This window comes from Pseudomonas sp. YH-1 (genome assembly GCF_051990045.1).
Taxonomy (GTDB): domain Bacteria; phylum Pseudomonadota; class Gammaproteobacteria; order Pseudomonadales; family Pseudomonadaceae; genus Pseudomonas; species Pseudomonas nicosulfuronedens.
Map to the genome: position 1 here is coordinate 4,228,131 of NZ_CP178184.1, position 20,333 is coordinate 4,248,463.

Annotated in this window: 17 protein-coding genes; 9 read left to right on the forward strand and 8 right to left on the reverse strand. The window is 66.0% G+C overall.

What is annotated here, in order from left to right:
• Positions 1–2 precede the first annotated feature (2 nt).
• Together ACKI1H_RS19430 and ACKI1H_RS19435 are read left to right on the forward strand one after the other, a co-directional pair.
• Positions 3–1,100, forward strand: a complete 1,098-nt coding sequence (locus ACKI1H_RS19430) for an extracellular solute-binding protein (RefSeq protein ID WP_440465991.1) — start codon at positions 3–5, stop codon at positions 1,098–1,100.
• A gap of 10 nt (positions 1,101–1,110) precedes the next feature.
• Complete coding sequence (locus ACKI1H_RS19435) at positions 1,111–2,214, forward strand: agmatine deiminase family protein (protein WP_440465992.1); 1,104 nt, start codon at positions 1,111–1,113, stop codon at positions 2,212–2,214.
• Between the two features lie 314 nt (positions 2,215–2,528).
• Here the strand turns inward: ACKI1H_RS19435 and ACKI1H_RS19440 are convergent, their stop codons facing one another.
• The 3 genes from ACKI1H_RS19440 to ACKI1H_RS19450 all read right to left on the reverse strand — a co-directional run bounded on the left by ACKI1H_RS19440 (position 2,529) and on the right by ACKI1H_RS19450 (position 6,118).
• Complete coding sequence (locus ACKI1H_RS19440; protein ID WP_440465993.1) at positions 2,529–3,293, reverse strand: SIR2 family NAD-dependent protein deacylase; 765 nt, start codon at positions 3,291–3,293, stop codon at positions 2,529–2,531.
• The gene (locus tag ACKI1H_RS19445; protein ID WP_440465994.1) at positions 3,290–4,813 is read right to left on the reverse strand and encodes a sensor domain-containing diguanylate cyclase; all 1,524 of its coding nucleotides are present in this window, start codon (positions 4,811–4,813) and stop codon (positions 3,290–3,292) included. The genes ACKI1H_RS19440 and ACKI1H_RS19445 overlap by 4 nt, the downstream gene beginning before the upstream one ends.
• A 108-nt stretch (positions 4,814–4,921) precedes the next feature.
• Positions 4,922–6,118: a GGDEF domain-containing protein gene (locus ACKI1H_RS19450; protein ID WP_440465995.1), complete on the reverse strand. Its 1,197-nt coding sequence runs from the start codon at positions 6,116–6,118 to the stop codon at positions 4,922–4,924.
• A gap of 214 nt (positions 6,119–6,332) precedes the next feature.
• On the opposite strand from ACKI1H_RS19450, the gene ACKI1H_RS19455 reads away from it, so the two are divergent.
• On the forward strand, positions 6,333–6,962 hold the full coding sequence (locus tag ACKI1H_RS19455) for an FMN-binding negative transcriptional regulator (protein ID WP_440465996.1): 630 nt from the start codon (positions 6,333–6,335) through the stop codon (positions 6,960–6,962).
• 50 nt (positions 6,963–7,012) lie between these two features.
• Here ACKI1H_RS19455 and ACKI1H_RS19460 read toward each other — a convergent pair whose 3' ends face one another.
• From ACKI1H_RS19460 to ACKI1H_RS19470, 3 genes are all read right to left on the reverse strand, one after another.
• Positions 7,013–7,414 (reverse strand): hypothetical protein, encoded by a 402-nt coding sequence (locus tag ACKI1H_RS19460; RefSeq protein ID WP_440465997.1) that lies wholly within the window; start codon positions 7,412–7,414, stop codon positions 7,013–7,015.
• Positions 7,415–7,555: 141 nt separating this feature from the next.
• Positions 7,556–9,559, reverse strand: coding sequence for a peptidase U32 family protein (locus tag ACKI1H_RS19465; RefSeq protein WP_440465998.1), 2,004 nt, complete (start codon positions 9,557–9,559; stop codon positions 7,556–7,558).
• A 142-nt stretch (positions 9,560–9,701) separates the two neighbouring features.
• A complete protein-coding gene (locus ACKI1H_RS19470) occupies positions 9,702–12,881 on the reverse strand; it encodes an autotransporter outer membrane beta-barrel domain-containing protein (RefSeq protein ID WP_440465999.1) in 3,180 nt (1,059 codons plus the stop codon).
• A 445-nt stretch (positions 12,882–13,326) separates the two neighbouring features.
• On the opposite strand from ACKI1H_RS19470, the gene ACKI1H_RS19475 reads away from it, so the two are divergent.
• The 3 genes from ACKI1H_RS19475 to ACKI1H_RS19485 are packed head-to-tail and all read left to right on the forward strand — an operon-like array spanning position 13,327 to position 16,812.
• The gene (locus ACKI1H_RS19475; RefSeq protein ID WP_440466000.1) at positions 13,327–14,343 is read left to right on the forward strand and encodes an alpha/beta hydrolase; all 1,017 of its coding nucleotides are present in this window, start codon (positions 13,327–13,329) and stop codon (positions 14,341–14,343) included.
• A gap of 57 nt (positions 14,344–14,400) precedes the next feature.
• Positions 14,401–14,955, forward strand: a complete 555-nt coding sequence (locus ACKI1H_RS19480) for an antibiotic biosynthesis monooxygenase (protein ID WP_440466001.1) — start codon at positions 14,401–14,403, stop codon at positions 14,953–14,955.
• An 18-nt stretch (positions 14,956–14,973) separates the two neighbouring features.
• Entirely contained in the window at positions 14,974–16,812 is a 1,839-nt protein-coding gene (locus ACKI1H_RS19485) for an amidohydrolase (RefSeq protein WP_440466002.1), read from the forward strand.
• A gap of 210 nt (positions 16,813–17,022) precedes the next feature.
• On the opposite strand, the gene ACKI1H_RS19490 is transcribed toward ACKI1H_RS19485, so the two are convergent.
• Together ACKI1H_RS19490 and ACKI1H_RS19495 are read right to left on the reverse strand one after the other, a co-directional pair.
• Entirely contained in the window at positions 17,023–17,781 is a 759-nt protein-coding gene (locus ACKI1H_RS19490; RefSeq protein WP_138526668.1) for an anti-sigma factor family protein, read from the reverse strand.
• Positions 17,778–18,287: a sigma-70 family RNA polymerase sigma factor gene (locus tag ACKI1H_RS19495; RefSeq protein WP_192223326.1), complete on the reverse strand. Its 510-nt coding sequence runs from the start codon at positions 18,285–18,287 to the stop codon at positions 17,778–17,780. Before ACKI1H_RS19495 ends, ACKI1H_RS19490 begins: the two co-directional genes overlap by 4 nt.
• Before the next feature lie 162 nt (positions 18,288–18,449).
• Between ACKI1H_RS19495 and ACKI1H_RS19500 the strand changes: the two genes are divergently transcribed.
• The 3 genes from ACKI1H_RS19500 to ACKI1H_RS19510 are packed head-to-tail and all read left to right on the forward strand — an operon-like array spanning position 18,450 to position 20,298.
• Positions 18,450–19,496, forward strand: a complete 1,047-nt coding sequence (locus ACKI1H_RS19500; RefSeq protein ID WP_440466003.1) for a catalase family peroxidase — start codon at positions 18,450–18,452, stop codon at positions 19,494–19,496.
• Positions 19,496–20,059 carry a cytochrome b gene (locus ACKI1H_RS19505; protein WP_440466004.1) on the forward strand — a complete coding sequence of 188 codons (564 nt, stop codon included), beginning with the start codon at positions 19,496–19,498 and terminating at the stop codon, positions 20,057–20,059. Before ACKI1H_RS19500 ends, ACKI1H_RS19505 begins: the two co-directional genes overlap by 1 nt.
• A complete protein-coding gene (locus tag ACKI1H_RS19510; RefSeq protein WP_440466005.1) occupies positions 20,056–20,298 on the forward strand; it encodes a DUF2790 domain-containing protein in 243 nt (80 codons plus the stop codon). Before ACKI1H_RS19505 ends, ACKI1H_RS19510 begins: the two co-directional genes overlap by 4 nt.
• Positions 20,299–20,333: the final 35 nt, after the last annotated feature.

Sequence of the window (20,333 nt, forward strand, 5' to 3'; positions counted from 1 at the left end):
CCATGAACAAGCACCTGATGATGGGCGCGCTGGGGTTGTCCCTGGCGTGCTGCCTGCAACCGGCTATGGCCGAAGAGAAGGTCCTGCGCCTGTTCAACTGGGCGGATTACTTCGCCTCCGACACCCTGGCCAACTTCACGAAAGAGACCGGCATCCGCGTCATCTACGACGTGATGGACAGCAGCGAGACGCTGGAGGCCAAGATGATGGCCGGGCACAGCGGCTATGACCTGATCTTCCCCGGCGATACCGTCGCCGAGCGCCTGATGCGCGCCGGCGCGTTGCAGAAGCTCGACGACAGCAAGCTGGAGCACCTGGGCGATATCGAATCGGGCCTGCGCGACTTGCAGACCAAGTACCCGTACTCGCGGCATGCCGTGGTGCCCTACACCTGGGGCAGCATCGGCCTGACCTACAACCAGGCAAAGATCGAGCAGCGCATGCCCGGCGCGCCGGTGAACAGTCTTGACCTGATGTTCAAGCCGGAGATGGCCAGGCACTTCGCCGACTGCGGCATCTCGATGATCGACTCGCCGGACGAAGTGCTCGCCGTGGTGCTCAACTACCTCGGCCGCGACCCACGTAGCGGCAAGCCGCAGGATCTGGCGGACGCACTGGCGGTGCTCAACGGCATCCGCCCGTATATCCGCAAGTTCCAGTCGCAGCCCGTCACTCAACTGGTCAATGGTGACCTGTGCCTGTCGCTGGGCTACAGCGGTGACGTGATCCAGTCGCAACGCGCTGCCGACGAGGCGAAGAAGCCCGAGCGCTTCGAGTACCGCGTGCCGCGCGAAGGCACTTCGGTATGGATGGACACCATGGCCATTCCCGCGGACGCGCCGCACCCGGAGTATGCCTACGCACTGATCAACTACCTGATGCGTCCGGAGGTGATGGCGGCGATCAGCAACGCCACCGGCTACCCGACGTCCAACGCCAAGGCGCGCCCGATGGTCGAGGCGAGCATGCGCGACAACCCGGACATCTATCTTGATGAGAAGGCCTACGCGCGACTATTCCCCGGCAAGGACATCCCGCAGCGCGACATGCGTTCACGGATGCGCACCTGGACCAGCTTCAAAACCGGCACCGGCGGCTGAGGAGGCGAGGATGATGACACGCAGGAACCTGCTCGGCGCCGGCATGACGCTGGCGACAGGCCTCGGGCTCGGCCTGGGCCGCGTCGCCCTGGCGGCGAAGCCCTGGTACATGCCCGACGAGCACCGCAAGCAGGAGCGGGTGTTCGTTGCCTATGCGGCGAGCGCCGACATCTGGGAAGACATGGTTCCGGATGTCAACGCCACGGTGGCGCGACTGGCTCGCGCCATTGCCGAATTCCAGCCGGTGACGGTGCTCTGCCGGCCGGAACAACAGGCCGAAGCCAAGCGCGCGTGCGGCGGCCAGAACGTCGACTTCCTGCCTGTTCCGGTGGACGACATCTGGGTGCGCGACTACGGCGGCTGCTTCCTGGTCAACGACGCGCCGGGCGGCATGGCGCTGGCCGACTTCAACTTCAACGGCTGGGGCGGCAAGCAGCACGCCGAGCGCGACCGCAAAGTGTCGGCGGCGCTCGCCGAGGACCTGGAAGCCAAAGCCCTCGTCAGCGAGCTGTGCGGGGAGGGTGGCGGCATCGAGGTGGACGGCCACGGCACGGCGATCTTCACCGAGAGCTGCTGGCTCAATGACAACCGCAATCCGGGCTGGACGCGCCCGCGTATCGAGGCCGAGCTCAAGCACATGCTGGGGCTGCGCAAGGTGATCTGGCTGCCGGGCATCCGCGGCAAGGACATCACCGATGCGCACGTGGATTTCTATGCGCGCTTCGTCGAGCCGGGTGTGGTGGTGGTCAACCTGGACAACGACAAGCGCTCCTACGACTACGAGGTCACTCGCCGGCACCTGGAGATTCTGAAGAGCGCCACCGACGCCGATGGGCGCAAGCTTGAACTGCACAGTCTGCCGCCGCCGATGAACCCCAAGGCGAACGCCTACAACCGCGACAACCCGGACTTCGCCGCCGGTTACATCAACTACCTGCCGGTGAACGGCGGGGTGATCGCGCCGAAGTTCGGCGATGCGGCGGCCGATGAGCATTGTCACGCCTTGCTCAGCGAGCTGTATCCGGACCGGGAGATCGTGCAGCTGAACATCGACCCGATCGCCGCCGGCGGTGGCGGCATTCACTGTGTGACCTTGCAGATGCCGGCGGTGTAGGCCGCCTCGCGCAGCCTGCCTCTTCGTAGAAGCGAGCTTGCTCGCGAATTGGATTTCCCAACGGCGCCGAGCTGCGCGGGGTTGCGAGCAAGAACTGAGCGTCCCCCTCGCTCCTACAAGTCCGTTATCGCTGGATGTGCCACGGGAGGCCGGCGAATTCGTTTTCGGCGGATAACCCGTTCCGGGTTATGCGCCCTACGGTGGGGTCAGTTTCGTAGGATGGGTGGAGCACAGCGATACCCATGCAGTTCGAGCTGGGAATGATGGGTATCGCTGCGCTCCACGCTATCCTACGGTCGAAAGTTGTTGCGCGATCAGTGCTCGGCGAACGCCTCGTTCAGCAATGCGGGCAGGGCAATGCCGGCTGCGCTGGCGAGGGCGAAGTCGCGTTCGCCGTGCAGGGGGCCGGGGACGGGATTGATGTGGAGGACGGTCGCGCGAAGGCGCCAGGCGATCTCGGGAATTTCCGCCGCCGGGTAGACCACGCCGGACGTGCCGATGGAGATCAGCAAGTCGCATTGTTCGGCGGCCTGGAAGGCATGAGTGATGGCGTCCATCGGCAGGCTTTCGCCGAACCACACCACGCCGGGACGCAGCGGGCCGCCGCAATGGGCGCAGGCCGGTGGTTGCACGCGGCGGCCGGCCTCGGGTTCGTCCGGTACCGGCAACGGCGCGTCCGGGTCACGCTGGCACTGGAAGCAACGCGGGCGTTCCAGCTGGCCATGCAGGTGGGTGACGTCCAGGCTGCCGGCACGCTCGTGGAGGTCGTCGACGTTCTGGGTGATCAGCGTGAGCTTGGGTACCTTGCTCGCCAGGGCGGCAATGGCCAGGTGCGCGAGGTTGGGCTGTGCGCGATGGACGACGCTGCGTCGCCATTCATACCAACCCCAGACCAGCGCCGGGTCGGCGCGGTAGGCCTCGGCAGTGGCCAGTGAGGCGGCGTCGAAACGCTCCCACAGTCCGGTAAGGCGGTCGCGGAAGGTGGGAATGCCACTCTCGGCGGAAACGCCGGCGCCGGTGAATACCACGACGTGGCGGGCAGTGCGCAAGGCATCGAGCAGGTCAGGGTCGAGGATCATGGCGCGGATTCCTGCGCGGCCGGAGCGCTTTCCAGGCGATTGCGGCCGGCCGCCTTGGCACGGTACAGCGCACGGTCGGCGGCTTCGATGAGGGCTTGTGGGCTGCTGTCGTTGCCACCGGGCAGGGTGGCAATGCCGATGCTCGCGGTGATCCGGCCGACCGGGCTGCCGGCGTGGGTCAGGTTGGCCTGCCGCAGACGTTGCATGAATTGTTCGGCCACGGCCAGGGCGCCATCGGCTCCGGTGTTGGGCAGGATCACCGCCAGCTCTTCACCGCCATAGCGCGCGGCAAGGTCGCCGGGGCGACGCACGCTGTCGGCAAGAACGCGGCCGATGCGCCGCAGGCAGTCGTCGCCGGCCGGGTGGCCGTAGGTGTCGTTGAAGCGCTTGAAGTGATCCACGTCGATCAGCAGCAGCCCCAGCGGTGTGCGCTCGCGGTGCGCGCGGCGCAGCTCGGCGATCAGGTGCTCATCGAAGCTGCGGCGATTCTCCAGGCCCGTCAGCGGGTCGCGCGAGGCGAGCACCTCCAGCTGACGGTTGGCCTTGAGCAGGTCTTCGCGGGCGTCGCGCAGCAGGCGCTCGGTGCCGATGCGCCGCTGGATGGCGAGGATCAGCAGGCTGCCGATGACGACGATGACCATCAGCAGGCCGAAGGCAATGGCCACCGTGCGCAGGGCATCGGCGGCCCAGGCGGCGAGGGCTTCGTCCTTGCCCAGGGCCACCGAGGTCACCAGCGGGTAGCGCTCGTTCTTGCGGAAGGCGTAGATGCGCTCGATGCCGTCCAGCGAGGAGGCGAAGGTGGCGCTGCCGACCGTGGCGCTGTCCAGGTACTGGGTGAAGATCGGCGAGCGCGAGAGTACCCGGCCCATGTCGCTCTCGCGGAAGGGATAACGCACCAGTACCTGGCCGTTGCTGGTGGCCACGCCGATGGCGCCGGTCTTGCCGATATCGATCTTGCCGAACAGGCGGAGGAAGTCCTGCACGCCGAGGGCGGCGACTATCACTCCGGCGAAATTGCCCTGGTCGTCGTTGTAGCGCCGGCTGACAGTGATCACCCAGACGCCGGTGGATCGGCTGTGGATCGGCTCGCCGATGTAGGCCTCCAGCGAGGGATTGTCGCGATGGTGGATGAAGTAGGCGCGGTCGGCGCTGTTGGAGCCAGGCGGGAAGGGGCCGGTGGAGGTCATCAGCCAATTACCCTGGGCGTCGTAGATGCCGACGCCGTTGAGCTGCACCAGCAGGTGCTGCTGGCGCTGCACCAGTTCGTCCAGGCGCTGAAGTTGCGGAGCGTCGCGGCCTTCGTGCTCCAGGCGCTCGGCGAGGCCGAGCAGGAGCATGGAGCTCTGGGTGATAACGCCCTCGACATAGGTGTCCAGGGCCTGGGTGAGGTTGAGGTTGTGCGTGGTGGTTTCCGCCAGCGTGCGCTCGCGCGCCGACCACAGCTCCCACGCGGTGGCGGCGGCCACGGCGAGGCTGATGATCGACAGCAGGAGAATGGCAAGACGGATGTCGCGTTTCACTCTGGCCTCGTTGGGTCGGTCCCTGTGACGGTTGCCGTGCGCTGGGGGCTTCGCCCGGCGGGAATGCAGGGAGGCGCCGGTTGCATGCGCCCGGTTGCGTGTCGTTCGTCAGACGCCTGGCATGCCGCTGAGTTGCACACGGTTGCGACCTCTCTGCTTGGCCACGTACAGGTGCTGATCGCAGCGGGCAAGCAACTCTCTTGGCTCCTGCAGCCCGCTCTCGTTGGCCATCGCCGCGCCGAGGCTGATGGTCAGGTGGCGCAGGCTGTCGGGCCGGTAGAAGTGCTCGATGCCCAGGCTGGCCACCTGCTCGCGCAGCCGTTCGGCCACACAGCGCAGGTCCTCGGCGCTGGTCGCTTCCAGCAGGATGGCGAACTCCTCGCCGCCATAACGATAGACGTTGGCGCGCCCGCCGCGCAGGGTGCCGACCAGGCTTTCGGCCACCTGGCACAGGCAGCGGTCGCCGGTCTGGTGGCCGTAATGATCGTTGTAGGGCTTGAAGTAGTCGATGTCGGCCATCAGCAGGGCGAAAGGTCGGCCGTGGGCGCGCATGCCGTGCCAGCTCTCGTTTAGCTGCAGGTCCAGGGAGCGGCGGTTGCCCACGCCAGTGAGGCCGTCGGTGGCTGCCAGCTCCTGCAGCCGCAGGTTGAGCGCGGCCAGCTCCGAACGTTGGCGGCGCTCCTCCAGATCGGCGAGGAAGGCCTGGCGCACGCCCTTGATGTTGGTCCAGCTGATGAACAGGCTGAACAGAGCGATGGGCAGGTAGACCAGGGTAAAGATCAGCAGCGGCTTGGTCGCCCCGTCATGGATCAGCCAGACGTTGTAGAGAATGATCGCCGAGATGACCGCCGATACCACGGCGATGCCTTTGAAGGAATAGCGCACGCCGAGGTTGCCTAGCAGGATGAACACCACCGAGGCGTAGAGGAAGAACGGCACGTCGGGCGATGCACTGCGCTTGAGCAGTTCGAACCAGGCGATGGTCGAGATGATGTCGTGCACCGGCATCAGCAAGTCCATCACCAGGACGCTGCGGCTGAAGCGGAACACCAGGAAGATGTTGATCAGGCCGAGGAGGCTCAGGGTCGTGCGCAGGAATAGCGATTCCTTCGCCATGTCCGGAATCAGCAGGGCATCGGCCAGCACATAGGAGTCGTAGGCGGCCATGGCGATGAAGTTGATCGCCAGCAGGAAACGCCGGTAATGCTGGACCACGTACGCCTTGTAGGCATCCTGCAGGCGCGGCGGAATTCTCCCCTGGTACTGCTGCCGGGGAGGAACGGCGGGGAACTCGGGTGCGGTCATCGAAAGTGGGAGCCTGTGTCTGCCATCCGGGGCGAATGCTGGCCAAGGGCTAGAGTAGGGGGCGGCACCATCGCCGTCCAGCGGGGCGATGCATAGGCTGTACCAAAATATCGATCACCGGAGATTGGCTCTATTACCAAAGGCATTAATGGATCTTTATAGGGTGCCAATGCCGCGGCATGATGGCCGCCACCACCCGCTGTCGAGGCCTTACATGTACCTACCCGCGCATTTCGAGGAAAACCGCCCGGAGGAGCTGCACCGGCTGATCCGTGAGCATCCCCTGGGCATTCTGGTCACCGGCCATGACGGCCTGCTGGACGCCAACCATCTGCCGTTCGAGCTGGAGCATTCTGGCGAAAAACCGCTGCTGCGCGCCCACGTCGCCCGCAACAACCCGGTGTGGCGGGAGGCCGACGGTGAAGAGGTGCTGGTGATCTTCCGTGGCGAACACGCCTATGTCTCGCCCAACTGGTACCCGAGCAAGCACGAGGCGCATCGCCAGGTGCCGACCTGGAACTACCAGGTGGTGCATGTACGCGGCCGTCTGAAGGTCATGGACGAGGAGCGCTTCGTGCGCGGCGTGGTCGGCCGCCTGACCCGTACCCACGAGGCCGGCGAGGACAAGCCGTGGAAGATGAGCGACTCCACCCCGGAATTCATCAGCGGCATGCTGGCGAACATCGTCGGCATCGAGGTGGAAATCGGCGAGATCATCGGCAAGTCCAAGCTCAGCCAGAACAAGGAGGACCGCGATCGGCTGGGGGCCGCGGCGGAGCTGGAGATACGCGGTAGCCACGAGCTGGCCGGGGCGATGGTCAAGTCCAGGGACGCGCAGGACTGACCTGTAGGAGCGAGCTTGCTCGCTCCTACAAAAAGTGCTGGGGTGTTGGGCTAGATGCCGCCCAGCAGGTCGTGAGCGTCCAGCAGGCGCCAGGCGATTTCCGGGTTCTTCTCCAGGCCCCGGCGGATCGCGGCGGGGATGGCCTGGCGGGTTTTTCGGCAGAGGCCGGGTTGCTCGTCGAAGTCGAACTCGATGCCGCGCATGGTGCGCACCTCGTTGAAGCCGGGGGCGATGTGCAGGCGAATGCCCAACTGATCGAAGAGCTTGTGCTGCAGGCGTTCCAGGTCCGACAGGTCCTTGAGGTTTTCCAGGCGTTCGAGCAGGCGCTGTTCCTCGTGCCGGGTCAGCAGCAGGATGCGCAGGTCGGCGTTGGGTGTCTCCAATAGCCGCTCCCGGTCGCAATTGCAGGCGCCGGGCGGACATTGCTGGCGGAGCGGGGGCGTGGTGGGCATGTCCCGATCATAGCGGGGATCGGGAAATCGCGCAGGGGGACCGCTCTTGCCGTTTGTAGGAGCGAGCTTGCTCGCGAACCGCCCAGCGCTGGAACTGCCGGGAATCTGTTCGCGAGCAAGCTCGCTCCTACAACAAGAGGCTCAGTGCGCCGGCTTGCGAATGGTCTTGAGCAGGTCTTCCGGGCTGATCTGCCCGACGATGGTGTTCACGCCTTCACTGCCGGGCTGCGGCAGGCCGAGGATGTGGCCCTTGATCTTGCCGATCACGTGCATCTCGCACGGCTTGCAGTCGAACTTCAGGGTCAGCACTTCGTCGCCATGGATCAGCTGCATCGGCTGTACCTTGGTGCGCACGCCAGTCACGCCCTTGGCCTGCTTCGGGCACAGGTTGAAGGAGAAGCGCAGGCAGTGCTTGGTGATCATCACCGGTACTTCGCCGGTTTCCTCGTGGGCCTCGTAGGCGGCGTCGATCAGTTGCACGCCGTGGCGGTGGTAGAACGCGCGGGCCTTCTCGTTGTACACGTTGTACAGGAAGGACAGGTGCGACTCCGGGTACACCGGCGGCGGATTGGTCTCGGCCTTGCGGCCGCCGCGCGGATGGGCCTGCACGCGGGCTTCGGTGAGCGCCTCGATGGCCTCGCGGCGCAGCGACTTGAGCTGGGAGTTGGGGATGAAGAACGCCTGCGGGGCGTCCAGCCTGATGGCGTCGGCGTGGTACTGGGTGGTGCCCAGCTGGCCGAGCAGGTCGTGCAACTGGTCCAGCGCCTGTTCCGGCTTGTTGGCGGCGCCGAACGGGCCGTCCAGAGCGACGCTGGCGCTGACGCCTTCCTCGCTGGTGGCGGTCAGTTCCAGGCGCTCTTCACGCAGCCTGGCGACCCACGACAGGCCGATACGGCGCTCGGCGGAAGTCTTCTGCAGCGCTTGCTGCCAGTTGTGGTCGAGGTTGCGCGACAGCGGGTGGTTCGGGCGCAGCCGGTAGAGGCCTTCGGGCATCTCGTTGGGCTCGACGCGGTAGCGGTAGCGCTTCTCGCCGTCTTCTTCGAATTCGCCTTTCGGCTCGGCGATGTTGGCGCGGAAGCCGACCACTTCGCGCTTCACCAGCACGTTGAGGCCGTCGCCGTTGGACAGCGGGTCCTTGGTCACTACCAGCAGGTCGCGCTTGCCGACCTTCTCCACGGTGCCCACCGGCAGGCCGGTGAAGGTCGGCGAGTCGAAGGCGCCGATGTCGATCTTGCGGTCGCTGACGAAGTAGTCGGTGCTGCCGCGGTGGAAGGTCTTGTCCGGGTCCGGCACGAAGAAGTGGTCGGTGCGGCCGCTGGAGGCGCGGGCCAGGTCCGGGCGCTCGGCGAGGATGCCGTCCAGGCGCTGGCGGTAATAGGCGGTGATGTTCTTCACGTAGCCCATGTCCTTGTAGCGCCCTTCGATCTTGAAGGAGCGCACGCCGGCGTCCACCAGTGCGCTTAGGTTGGCGCTCTGGTTGTTGTCCTTCATCGACAGCAGGTGCTTCTCGAAGGCCACCACGCGGCCCTGGTCATCCTTCAGGGTGTAGGGCAGGCGGCAGGCCTGGGAGCAGTCGCCGCGGTTGGCGCTGCGGCCGGTCTGGGCGTGGGAGATGTTGCACTGGCCGGAGAAGGCCACGCACAGCGCGCCGTGGATGAAGAACTCGATGGCGGCATCGGTCTCGTCGGCGATGGCGCGGATTTCCTGCAGGTTCAGCTCGCGGGCCAATACCAGCTGGGAGAAGCCGGCCTGATCGAGGAACTTCGCCCTACCCAGGGTGCGGATATCGGTCTGGGTGCTGGCGTGCAGCTCGATCGGCGGGATGTCCAGCTCCATGATCCCCAGGTCCTGCACGATCAGCGCATCGACGCCGGCGTCGTAGAGCTGGTGGATCAGCGCGCGCGCCGGTTCCAGCTCGTTGTCGTGGAGGATGGTGTTGATCGTGGTGAACACCCGTGCGTGGTAGCGGTGGGCGAATTCCACCAGCTGGGCGATATCGCTCACCTCGTTGCAGGCGTTGTGCCGCGCGCCGAAGCTCGGTCCGCCGATGTAGACGGCGTCGGCGCCATGCAGGATGGCCTCGCGGGCGATGTGGACATCGCGGGCAGGGCTGAGCAGTTCCAGATGGTGTTTGGGCAGGGACATGGTTTCTTCTTTATCAGGCATGGCACGGGCAATCGCGCATTGTACCGGTCAAACGTCGCGCCGGCATCCGTGGCGTGCCGGACGGTGCGCAGAGGTACGCCTGTAAAGAATGGGGCGGCCGTTACCAGCCGCCCCGGGTGACTCAGTATTCGAACCGGTAGCCGACGTTGGCGTGGTTCTGGTCGAAGTTGTCACCGTCGCGGTAGCCCACTTCCATGAACAGGCTGTGCCCTTCGGTCAGACGCGTGGAGACGCCCACGGCCGCTTCGCGCCAGCCTCCACTGAAGTCCGAGCTCTGCTTGGGCGTGCCGTTGATCCGGTAGCCGATGTCATCGGCCATCAGTTCGCGCACGTAGCCGCCCTTGAGGTACACCTCGGACTTGTGTTTCGCGTTGCTCAGCTCGTAGCCGACGATACCGCCGGCGCGGGCCAGCAGCGAGTCGTAGTCGTCGTAGTGGATCTTCAGGCCATTGCTGGCGCGCGAGGAGAAGCCGCCCTGGTCGGTGTAGACCAGTTGTGCCTGGGGTTCGACGAACCACTGGCTGTCCTTCTCGCGGTGCAGGGTGAAGCGTTTGCCGGCTTCCAGCGAAGCGGAGTAGCCCTTGCTGCTGCCGGAACTCTTCACACGGTTGCCCTGGGTGTCGTTGACGCTGAAGTTGTTCTTCTGGTGCGCGGCCTTGAGCACGGCGTCGAGGTAGAAGCCGTTCTCGTGCAGCCAGGTGCCGTAGATGCCGACATGCGTGTTGCGCGCGCCGCCGCTGCCTTCGTCGAAGCTCTGGTCGGCCTCGGTGTGGCCGATCATGGCGCCGACGAACAGGTCGCCGCTGCTCACCGGTACGCGGCGGTCCAGGCCCAGCTGGATGCCCTGGTAGCTCAGGCGATAGCCGTCGAAGTTGCTGCCGGCGAAGGAGTGCAGGCGGCCGCCATTGGTACGTAGCCAGACGTTGCCGTCCGTATCGCGCTCGGTGTAGCGCAGTTCACCCATGCGCTGCAGCAGGGTCTGCATGTCGAGGTAGGACAGCAGGTAGTTGGTGTGCACCTGAGCGTGGAAAGCGCGGGTGGTCGAGGTGCCGGGACCGGGGGCGGGGCCGGGCGGTGTCGGCGCGACCGGGTCGCCGGGTTCGATCGGGCCGGGCGGAGTCGGATCGACCGGGGGCGTCGGGTCGACTGGAGGAGTCGGGTCGACTGGAGGGATGGGATCCACCGGCGGAGTTGGATCGACCGGGTCGGTCGGGCCCGGATCCACCGGCGGCGCGGTGTAACCGTAGAGCTCCCAGTTGTCGTCCTCGTTCTTGCGCAGGGCGTAGGTATTGCCACCCAGCTCCACCAGCGCGCCCTCGTACAGCCCGAACTGGCCGCTGCCGCCATTGGTCTCGATGATCTCGATGCGCTCGTTGCCCAGGGTGCTCTGCGATCCGTCGTTGGCCACCAGCACCGAGTGGTTGCCGGCGCTGCCGCCGGCTTCGCTGATGCTCAGCTTGTCGGTCAGCTGGTTGACGATGTCGGTGTAGAAGTGGAACGCCCCGGTGCCGCTGAGCGAACCCAGTTGCAGGCTGCCATAGTGCTCCGGCTGGTTGGCGGCAAAGCCGCTCTGCCAGGATTCGCGGCTGTTGAGGAAGACCTGCGAGCCGTCCTGCAGGTCCAGCGCGGTGAGGTTGGAAGTGGCGTAGTGAGCTGCCTCGCCGCTGTTCTTGTCCAGCAGGTACCAGCGCGAGCCCTTGAGGTTGAGGGTGGCGCTGCTGGCGCTGCCGTCCGTTGCAACAGTGCTGTCAGTCACCGCGCGGCCCACCAGCTCGCTGTCCTGCGCATTGAGCGTGAAGCTGCTGGCGAACACGCCCTCGGTGCTGTTCTGGCTGGCGTTGACGTTGAGCAGGCTGCGCCCGTCCCGGGCAGTGGCGCTGCTGTTGGCGAGGTTCAGGGTGGCATCCTGCACCGCGTCGGCGACGTTCATGATGCCGGCGTTCTGGCCGTCGGAGGTGCGCCCGGCAAGGCCACCCACCTCGATCAGCCCGGCGGTTCCGGTGGCGCCGTCGAGGTGTGCCATGTCGGTATCGGTCAGGTCGATGACTTGGCCGCCTTCGAGACGATCACCGTCGCTGGCGAGGCTGTAGCCATTGGCGAAGGAGTAGCGGATCGCGCTGGCGGCGGAGTTGATGCTGTTGCGCACCCCGGCCACCAGGGGCGTGAGGGTGATCTTCGCGCCGTCGCCCATGACCCGCAGACCGGCCGAGTCCTTGCCTTCGGTGGTGATGTCGACCTTGCCGTACACCGTCACTTCGGAGTTGCCGTACTGGGAGCCGGCGTGGCCGGTGCTGTTGGTGGGGGAGCTGGCGCTGCCACCACCCAGAGAGCCAGCAGCCAGGCCGTGGGACTGGCCGGAGCCGGTGGTGTGGATCACCGTCTGGAAGTCCTGGTGTTGCTCGCTGTTGATCGTTACCTGCGAATTACCGGTGGCCCAGGCGCCGATCTCGTTGGTCCCGGCGGTCTTGATCCGCAGGTGGCCGCCATCGTAGCCGGTGGCGGTGACACTGGAGTGGTTCAGCGCGAACAGGGCGTTGGCGCCGTAGCGACTGTTGCTGCCCTGGTTGAAGTCACCCCCCATGAAGGTGATCGACGAGTTCGCCGTGGCATAGAGACCCACGCCGTTGCTGATGCCAGTGCCGTTCATGTCCACGAGGTCGAGCGTCACGGTGCCGTTGTTATTGGCCTCCACCGAGCGCTGGCTGGACTTGTTGGTGACCGTCAGCACATAGGGCGCGCCGTCTTTCGCGGTCATGTCGATGGTCCCGCCATTGGCGGCGAACAGGCCCTTGCCGCCGGCGATGGTCAGGTTGGCGTTGCCGTTGAGCTCGGCGCTGGAAGTAGCGCCGTCCACGTACATCGCGCTTTTCGGGCTGTTGTAGCCCGAGCTGGTGGAGGTGGCGGTGAGGTTGCCGTTGAGCACGAAGCGCCCGCCCGCGGTAACCGCGATGCCGTTGTAGACGTACTTGCTGGCCGAGTTGGTGTTGCTGCCGTAGTTGTAGCTGATGTCACCGTTGACGGTGACCAGGCTGTTGGCGCTCTTGATATCCAGGGTATTGCCATCGACCTTGCCACTGACGCCTGTGAGTACCAGGGGCGAGCCGCTGGGGCCGGTCATGGTAATGATGGCGCCGTTGCTCACGGCAAAGGTCTTGATGGTGCCGACCTGGGTGAAGTCTTCGTATTGGCCGCTCTGGTTGGCGGTATAGCGTTGATCGGTTTCGGTGACGCTGTTGGCCGCCGTTGCGGTGGCCACGGCCAGCGGGCTGGCCAGCAGAAGCATCAATGGGGTGTTCTTCATCACGGTTTCCTACCGCCTCTCGGCGGGATGGGTGAAGAGAACCCGGGTGCTCGTTTTCCGTGTGCCGCGCCAGTGAATTCCTGGCGTGAAGGGGTGGGGAGGTGGGGTTCAGCGGTGGTCTACCGGCACTGTGAGTCGCTCACGGGGGTTGGTGTCGGCGGCGATTGTCGACCGCCACCCCAGAACGCGCCGTTGAGCTATGTCAGAAAGTTTTCGAATCCGGCATGGGTATTGAGAAACGTCATGGCCAGGCCAGATTGCGCCTGACCTGAATCAATATGGACCTGCCCCGGAGCTGCGCAATGCAGCCATGCAGAGGGCAGGGCGGTGCCTTTGCAAAACTGCAAAGCGACCCTGCAACCCTGTCTATTCCGCGCTTTGTGGGCTGGGATCAAGATGCGCTCGTCCTCTCGGAAAACCTCCCCCACTTTCAAGGAACCGAATCATGAACGCCAAGCAATCCCTGCTCGCTGCCTCTCTCGCCCTGGCCATCGGCAATGCCTTCGCCGCCGGCAACCCGACTGTCGAACACAACACCCAGGCCTTCCTCGAAGCCCTGGAAGCCGGCAAGGGCCAGCCGCTGGAAACCCTCTCGCCCAAGGATGCCCGTGCGGTCCTGACCGGCGCCCAGGCTTCGGTGAAGGTCGATCTGTCCGGCACCCAGGTCAGCGAGAAGACCGTGCAGACCGAGGTCGGCCCGGTGAAGCTGACCATCGTCCGCCCGGCGGGCGTGAAGGGCACGCTGCCGGCGTTCATGTACTTCCACGGCGGCGGCTGGGTGCTGGGCGACTACCCGACCCACGCCCGCCTGATCCACGACCTGGTGGTGAATTCCGGCGCCGTCGCTGTCTACGTCGACTACACCCCGTCCCCCGAGGCGCATTACCCGGTGGCGATCAACCAGGCCTACGCCGCCACCAAATGGGTCGCCGAGCATGGCAAGGCGCTGAATGTCGACGGCAAGCGCCTGGCCGTGGCCGGCAACAGCGTGGGCGGCAACATGGCGGCGGTGGTCGCACTGATGGCCAAGGACAAGGGCACGCCCAAGCTGCGCTTCCAGGCGCTACTGTGGCCGGTGACCGATGCCAGCTTCGAGACCGGCTCGTACAACCAGTTCGCCCAGGGGCATTTCCTCACCAAACCGATGATGCAGTGGTTCTGGGACAGCTACACCACCGACCCGAAACAGCGCGCCGAGATCTACGCTTCTCCGTTGCGCGCCACCACCGACCAGCTCAAGGGCCTGCCGCCGACCCTGATCCAGACCGCCGAGTCCGACGTGCTGCGTGACGAAGGCGAAGCCTACGGTCGCAAGCTGGATGCCGCGGGTGTGGCTGTCACTTCCGTGCGCTACAACGGAATGATCCACGATTACGGCCTGCTCAACGTGGTGAGCAAGGTGCCGGCCGTTCAAGCCGCCATGCGCCAGGCCGGCCAGGAGCTGAAGGTCCACCTGCAGTAAGCCGCTTTCCTCCCTCGCCGCCAGGCGGGGGAGGCCACTTCTCTGGAGGGAACCCACATGAACCAGACCACTGAGCAAGAATCCGTCACCCTGATCATCCGCCACCGTGCCCGCCCCGACAGTGTCGCCGCGTATGAAGCCATCCTGCGCGAGCTGACCCGCGCCGCCAGCGAATTCCCCGGCCACCTGGGCGTGGACGTGATGCGCCAGGGTGAGCACTTCACTTCGGTGCTGCGCTTCGCCAGTGCCAACGAACTGCAAGCCTGGCTTGACTCGCCGCAACGCCGCGAACTGATCAAGCGTGCCGACCCGCACCTGATCGACGGTGAACAGAAGGAGCTGCACCGCGCCCACGAGTTCTGGTTCACCACCCCGGACAACCCGCAGAAGCAGCCGCCGCGCTGGAAACAGGCGGCCATCTCCTACCTGGTGATCCTGCCGCTGGTGATGCTGGTGCCGCAGCTCTGGCGCCCGCTGTTCACGCAAATCCCGCTACTGGGCGGCTTCGTGCCGGCCAACATGCTCATCGTAGCGACCATCGTCCTGCTGGTGGTCTACGTTTTCATGCCACGGGCCACGCGCCTGTTCTCCGCCTGGCTCAACGCCCGCTGATCGAAAGAGGAAATTGCCATGTACGCCGACCTGATCCTGACCAACGGCCGCTTCCACACCGTCGACCGCGAGAAACCCGAGGCCACCGCCGTGGCCATCGCCGACGGCAAGTTCATCGCCGTCGGCACCGAGGCCGAGGCCATGGCCTTGCGCGCTGGCGCCACCCGAGTCATTGACCTCAAGGGACGCACTGCGATTCCCGGTCTAAACGACTCGCACCTGCACCTGATCCGCGGCGGGCTTAACTACAACCTCGAATTGCGCTGGGAAGGTGTGCCGTCCCTGGCTGATGCCCTGCGCCTGCTCAAGGAGCAGGCCTTGCGCACACCGTCGCCGCAGTGGGTGCGCGTGGTAGGCGGCTGGAACGAATTCCAGTTCGCCGAGAAACGCATGCCGACCATTGAAGAGCTGAACCAGGCGGCGCCGGACACCCCGGTGTTCGTCCTGCACCTGTATGACCGCGCGCTGCTCAACCGCGCCGCGTTGCGCGTCGTTGGCTACACCAAGGACACCCCGAACCCGCCCGGTGGCGAGATCGTCCGCGACAGCAACGGCGAGCCCACCGGCATGCTGGTGGCGCGGCCCAACGCGATGATCCTCTATGCGACCCTGGCCAAGGGGCCGAAACTGCCCTTCGAGTACCAGGTCAACTCGACCCGCCAGTTCATGCGCGAGCTGAACCGCCTGGGTGTCACCAGCGCCATCGATGCCGGTGGTGGCTTCCAGAACTACCCGGACGACTACCAGGTCATCGAACAGCTGGAGAAAGACAACCAGCTCACCGTGCGCATCGCCTACAACCTGTTCACCCAGAAGCCCAAGGAAGAATTGGCCGATTTCAAGAACTGGACCAGCAGCGTCAAGTACGGCCAGGGCAGTGACTTCCTGAGGCATAACGGTGCCGGCGAGATGCTGGTGTTCTCGGCGGCCGACTTCGAGGACTTCCTCGAGCCACGTCCCGACCTGCCCGGCACCATGGAAGCCGAGCTGGAGCCGGTGGTGCGCCACCTGGTCGAACAGCGCTGGCCGTTCCGCCTGCACGCCACCTATGACGAGTCGATCTCGCGCATGCTCGACGTGTTCGAGAAGGTCAACCTGGATATCCCGTTCAACGGTCTGCACTGGTTCTTCGACCACTGCGAGACCATCTCGCCGAAGAACATCGAGCGGGTGAGGGCGCTGGGCGGCGGCATCGCCATCCAGGACCGCATGGCGTTCCAGGGCGAATACTTCGTCGACCGTTATGGCAAGCAGGCCGCCGAAGCGACCCCGCCGATCAAGCGCATGCTCGCCGAAGGTGTGCCGGTGGGCGCGGGTACCGACGCCACCCGTGTATCCAGCTACAACCCCTGGACCTCGCTGTACTGGATGGCCAGCGGCAAGACCGTCGGCGGACTGGAGCTGTACCCCGAAGGCCTGTCCCGCGCCACCGCGCTGGAGCTGTACACCCATGGCAGCGCCTGGTTCTCCAACGAACAGGGCAAGAAAGGGATGATCAAGGTCGGGCAGATGGCCGACGCGGCGGTGCTCTCCGCGGACTACTTCAATGTGCCGGAGGAAGAGATCAAGGCCATCGAATCGGTGCTGACCGTGGTCGACGGCCGCGTGGTGTTCGGCAGTGGCGACTTCGAGCGCCAGGCGCCGACGGCGATCCCGGTGCTGCCGGACTGGTCGCCGGTGGCCAAGGTCCCCGGCCACTGGCGCCCGCAAGCGCCGCTGCAGAATGCCGTGCACCAGTGTGTCGGCTCCTGCGGCGTGCATGGCCACAGCCACGAACGCGCGCGCCAGTCGAGCGTGCCGGTGAGTGACTTCCAGGGCTTCTGGGGCGCCTTCGGCTGTTCCTGCTTCGCCTTCTGACGCCAGAGCCTTTGTAGGATGGCGTGGAGCGCAGCGATACTCATCAATGGTCGCACCGACAGCATGGGTATCGCTGCGCTCCACCCATCCTGCGTTCGTGGCCGCGTACCATGGAAAACGACCATGCTATCCACCACCGTTATTCCACCGGTTGATTGCCCGTAGGATGGTGTGGAGCGCAGCGATACCCATCAGCGCCACAGCCCACCGCTAGAACCCCACCAATTGCCCCACCGCTTGAGCCTGCGGATCATCGCTGCGGCTCACCAGCGCATAGTTGTAGCCACCCTGGCTCCAGTAACGCGCCAGCAGGTCGCCATCGGTGCGCTGCCCCTGCGGCAACATCTCATGGCGCGGTCCCGGCGGGCGGATGAAGAAGGTCAACCGACGCCCCTGGCCATCCTCGTAGATCACCAGCGCCGCCGCACCCTGTTCGGTGGCGAGCAACCGCGCCCCGACGGTCTTCAATCCCACCTGCTCCAGCGCCGGTGGCGGCGGGGCGTCTTTCAGGTAGCGCGCCAGCCAACCATGCAGGTCGCCTCCATCGCGCAGGTCCAGCCCGTTCTGGCCGGCGTCGGCAAACAACCGGTAAGCCTGCACCGCATCCTGCATCGGCAGCATGCCGCGCAGCATCGCGTCGCCGCGCATCTGCCAACCCCCCATGCCACCGACGCCCAGCGCAATCAACAAGGCTGCCGCCGTCGCAAGGCGCGAACGTCTGCGCTGCTGGATCTGCCGGCGAATCCGCGCCGGGTCCAGTTGTTCGGGAATGGCTCCGCGCGCCTGGCCGGCAAAGGCCGCGCGCAGCTGCTGCGCATCCTGCCGCCAGCCTTCCACGCGGCGGGCGTCGTCCGGGTGCGTGGCGAGCCAGGCTTCCACCCACTGGCGACGCGCCGGTTCCAGCTGATCGTCGAGGTAGGCGTGCAGGTCCTGTTCCTGGGGCGTGCCGTCGGGAATGCGTTCGTTCATTTCAATACCCGCAAAGAAGGAGTCGCCGTCTGTCCTTCGCTCAGCGCGCGCAGCGCCGTGCGGGCGCGCGACAGGCGGGACATGACGGTGCCCATGGGAATATCCAGTGCCTCGGCCACTTCGCGGTAGCTCAGGCCCTCGACGCTGACCAGCGTCAGCAGCGCGCGTTGCTCGGCGGGCAGGCGCTCGAAGGCCTCTAGCGTCGAGCGTGCGCTGACGATGTCCTCGGGCGATGCGCTGACCGCGCTGTCCGCGCCGAACAGGCTCAGCAGGCGGGCGTAGCGTTTGGCCCGGCGCTGCCCGTCGATGAAGTGCCGGTAGAGGATCGAGAACAGCCAGGCACGCAGGTCGCCGTCGTCGCGGCGGCCGGTCCAGGCCGACAGCGCCTTCTCCAGGGTGGCCTGGACCAGGTCGTCGGCGCTGCTCGCGCTGCGCGTCAGCGACAGGGCGAAGCGCCGCAGCCGGGGTAGCAGTTCGCGCAGTGAATGGTCGTCCAGTGAATGCATCGGGGCGCCGGGAGTGGGTGGGTTCGAGCGAGAAAGACGTCTGTGGCAGCGATCTATTCCCGTCCCGCGAAAAAATATTTCTTTCGGGGTTGGCGGGAATAACCCGTGGCACGGTGCGTCGTACCGGCTCAACGCATTCAGCCTAAGCCTGAGGAGCTGGAAATGACAGAAACACCGCCCACCGCACCCAGCGTGCCCCTGCGCCTGGCGGCCATCGGCGCCGTGGTACTCGGCGTGGCCGCCGTCTTTGCCTACGTCGCCGGCTGGCTCGACCCGCAGCGCCTCACCCCGGACAAGGTCATCAACACCCTGGAGCACAACGGCGGAGTCTACCCCGGGTACCGGCGCAACCATGCCAAGGGCCTGTGCGTGATCGGCCACTTCGACAGCAACGGCGGCGTGGCCGACCTCTCGCGCGCCAGCCTGTTCTCCGTCGGCCGTGTACCGGTAGTGGGGCGCCTTGCGATCCCCGGCGGCAACCCCAAGGCCAGTGACGGCGCCGCGCCGATCCGTAGCCTGGCGCTGCGCTTCCTGCCGGCCGATGGCCAGGAATGGCGCACCGGCATGAACGCCATGCCGGTCTTCGTCGTCCGCGACGTGGCCAGCTTCTTCGCCCTGCAACAGGCCACCGCGCCGCAACCGGGCACCGGTAAGCCCGATCCGGCCAAGGCCGGGGCCTTCTTCAAGGCGCACCCCGAGACCGGCCCCTTCCTGCAGTGGATGAAGACCTCCACACCGTCCTCCAGCTACGCCAACAGCGCCTACTACGGCCTCAACGCCTTCTACCTGGTGAACAAGGATGGCAAGGAACAGCCCGTGCGCTGGTCTGTGCAGCCCGAGGCACCGGTCGAACCGCTGGCCGCCGACAAGCGCGGCGACGCCGACTTCCTCGCCGCTGAGCTGGCCCAGCGCATCGCCGCCGGCCCGCTGCGCTGGCGCCTGCAGTTCACCCTGGGCGAACCCGGCGACAGCACCACCGACGCCACCCAGGCCTGGCCCGACAGCCGCCGCAAGGTCGATGCCGGGGAACTGGTGATCGAGCGCTTGCAACCGGAAATCGGCGGTGACTGCCGTGACGTCAACTACGACCCGCTGATCCTCCCCGACGGCATCCGCGCCTCCGACGACCCGCTGCTCAGCGCACGCTCGGCCGCCTATTCGGAATCCTTCAACCGCCGCACCCGTGAGCAGGCCCAGGAGACCCACTGATGAAACCGACTTACTTCCCGCTCTCCCTGCGCGTGCTGCACTGGCTCATGGCCGTGCTGGTGCTCGCCATGCTGCTGATCGGCCTTGGCATGGTTGCCAGCGTCTCGCCGCGCCACGCTACCCTGATCGCCATCCACAAGCCCCTGGGCGCTGCGTTGCTGGTGCTTGTGCTGCTGCGCATCCTCGTACGTCTGACCCATCGCATCCCCGCGTTGCCCAGCGACATGCCCGGCTGGCAACGCAGCGCCGCACACTTCTCGCACCTCGTGCTCTACGGCCTGCTGTTGGCCCAGCCGCTGGTGGGCTGGACCATGCAATCCGCCGGTGGCTACCCCGTGGTGCTTTGGGGCGGCTTCGAACTGCCGGCGCTGGTGGCGCCCTCGGTGCAACTCCACGCCATCCTGCGCAGCGCCCACACGGTCATTGCTTACGCCTTGCTGGCGACCATCCTCCTGCACCTCGCCGCCGCGCTGTTCCACGGCTTCATCCGCCGCGACGAAGTCCTCCCCAGCATGACTGGCGCCCCCATGCCGCGCGCTTCGTCCTCCGGGGAACGGCCATGAAGCGTTTTCTCGCCGTCGCCTGCCTCTTCACCTCCTGCGTGGCCCTCGCCGCGCAGGAGGCACCACCGGCGCAGGACTACCACTACGGCCAGAAGCTCGACATCCAGCGCGTGGTGCAGGCACCGGACCTGGGTTTCTGCGGGATTCGCGAGGTGGAGATGACCTATGAGGACAGCGCCGGGCAACGGCATACGCTGCGGTATCCGGTGTGGGGGCAGGGGTGTGGGAATGAGAACTGAGGTGGAGAGCACCTAGGGCTGCTTTCGAATGGGTA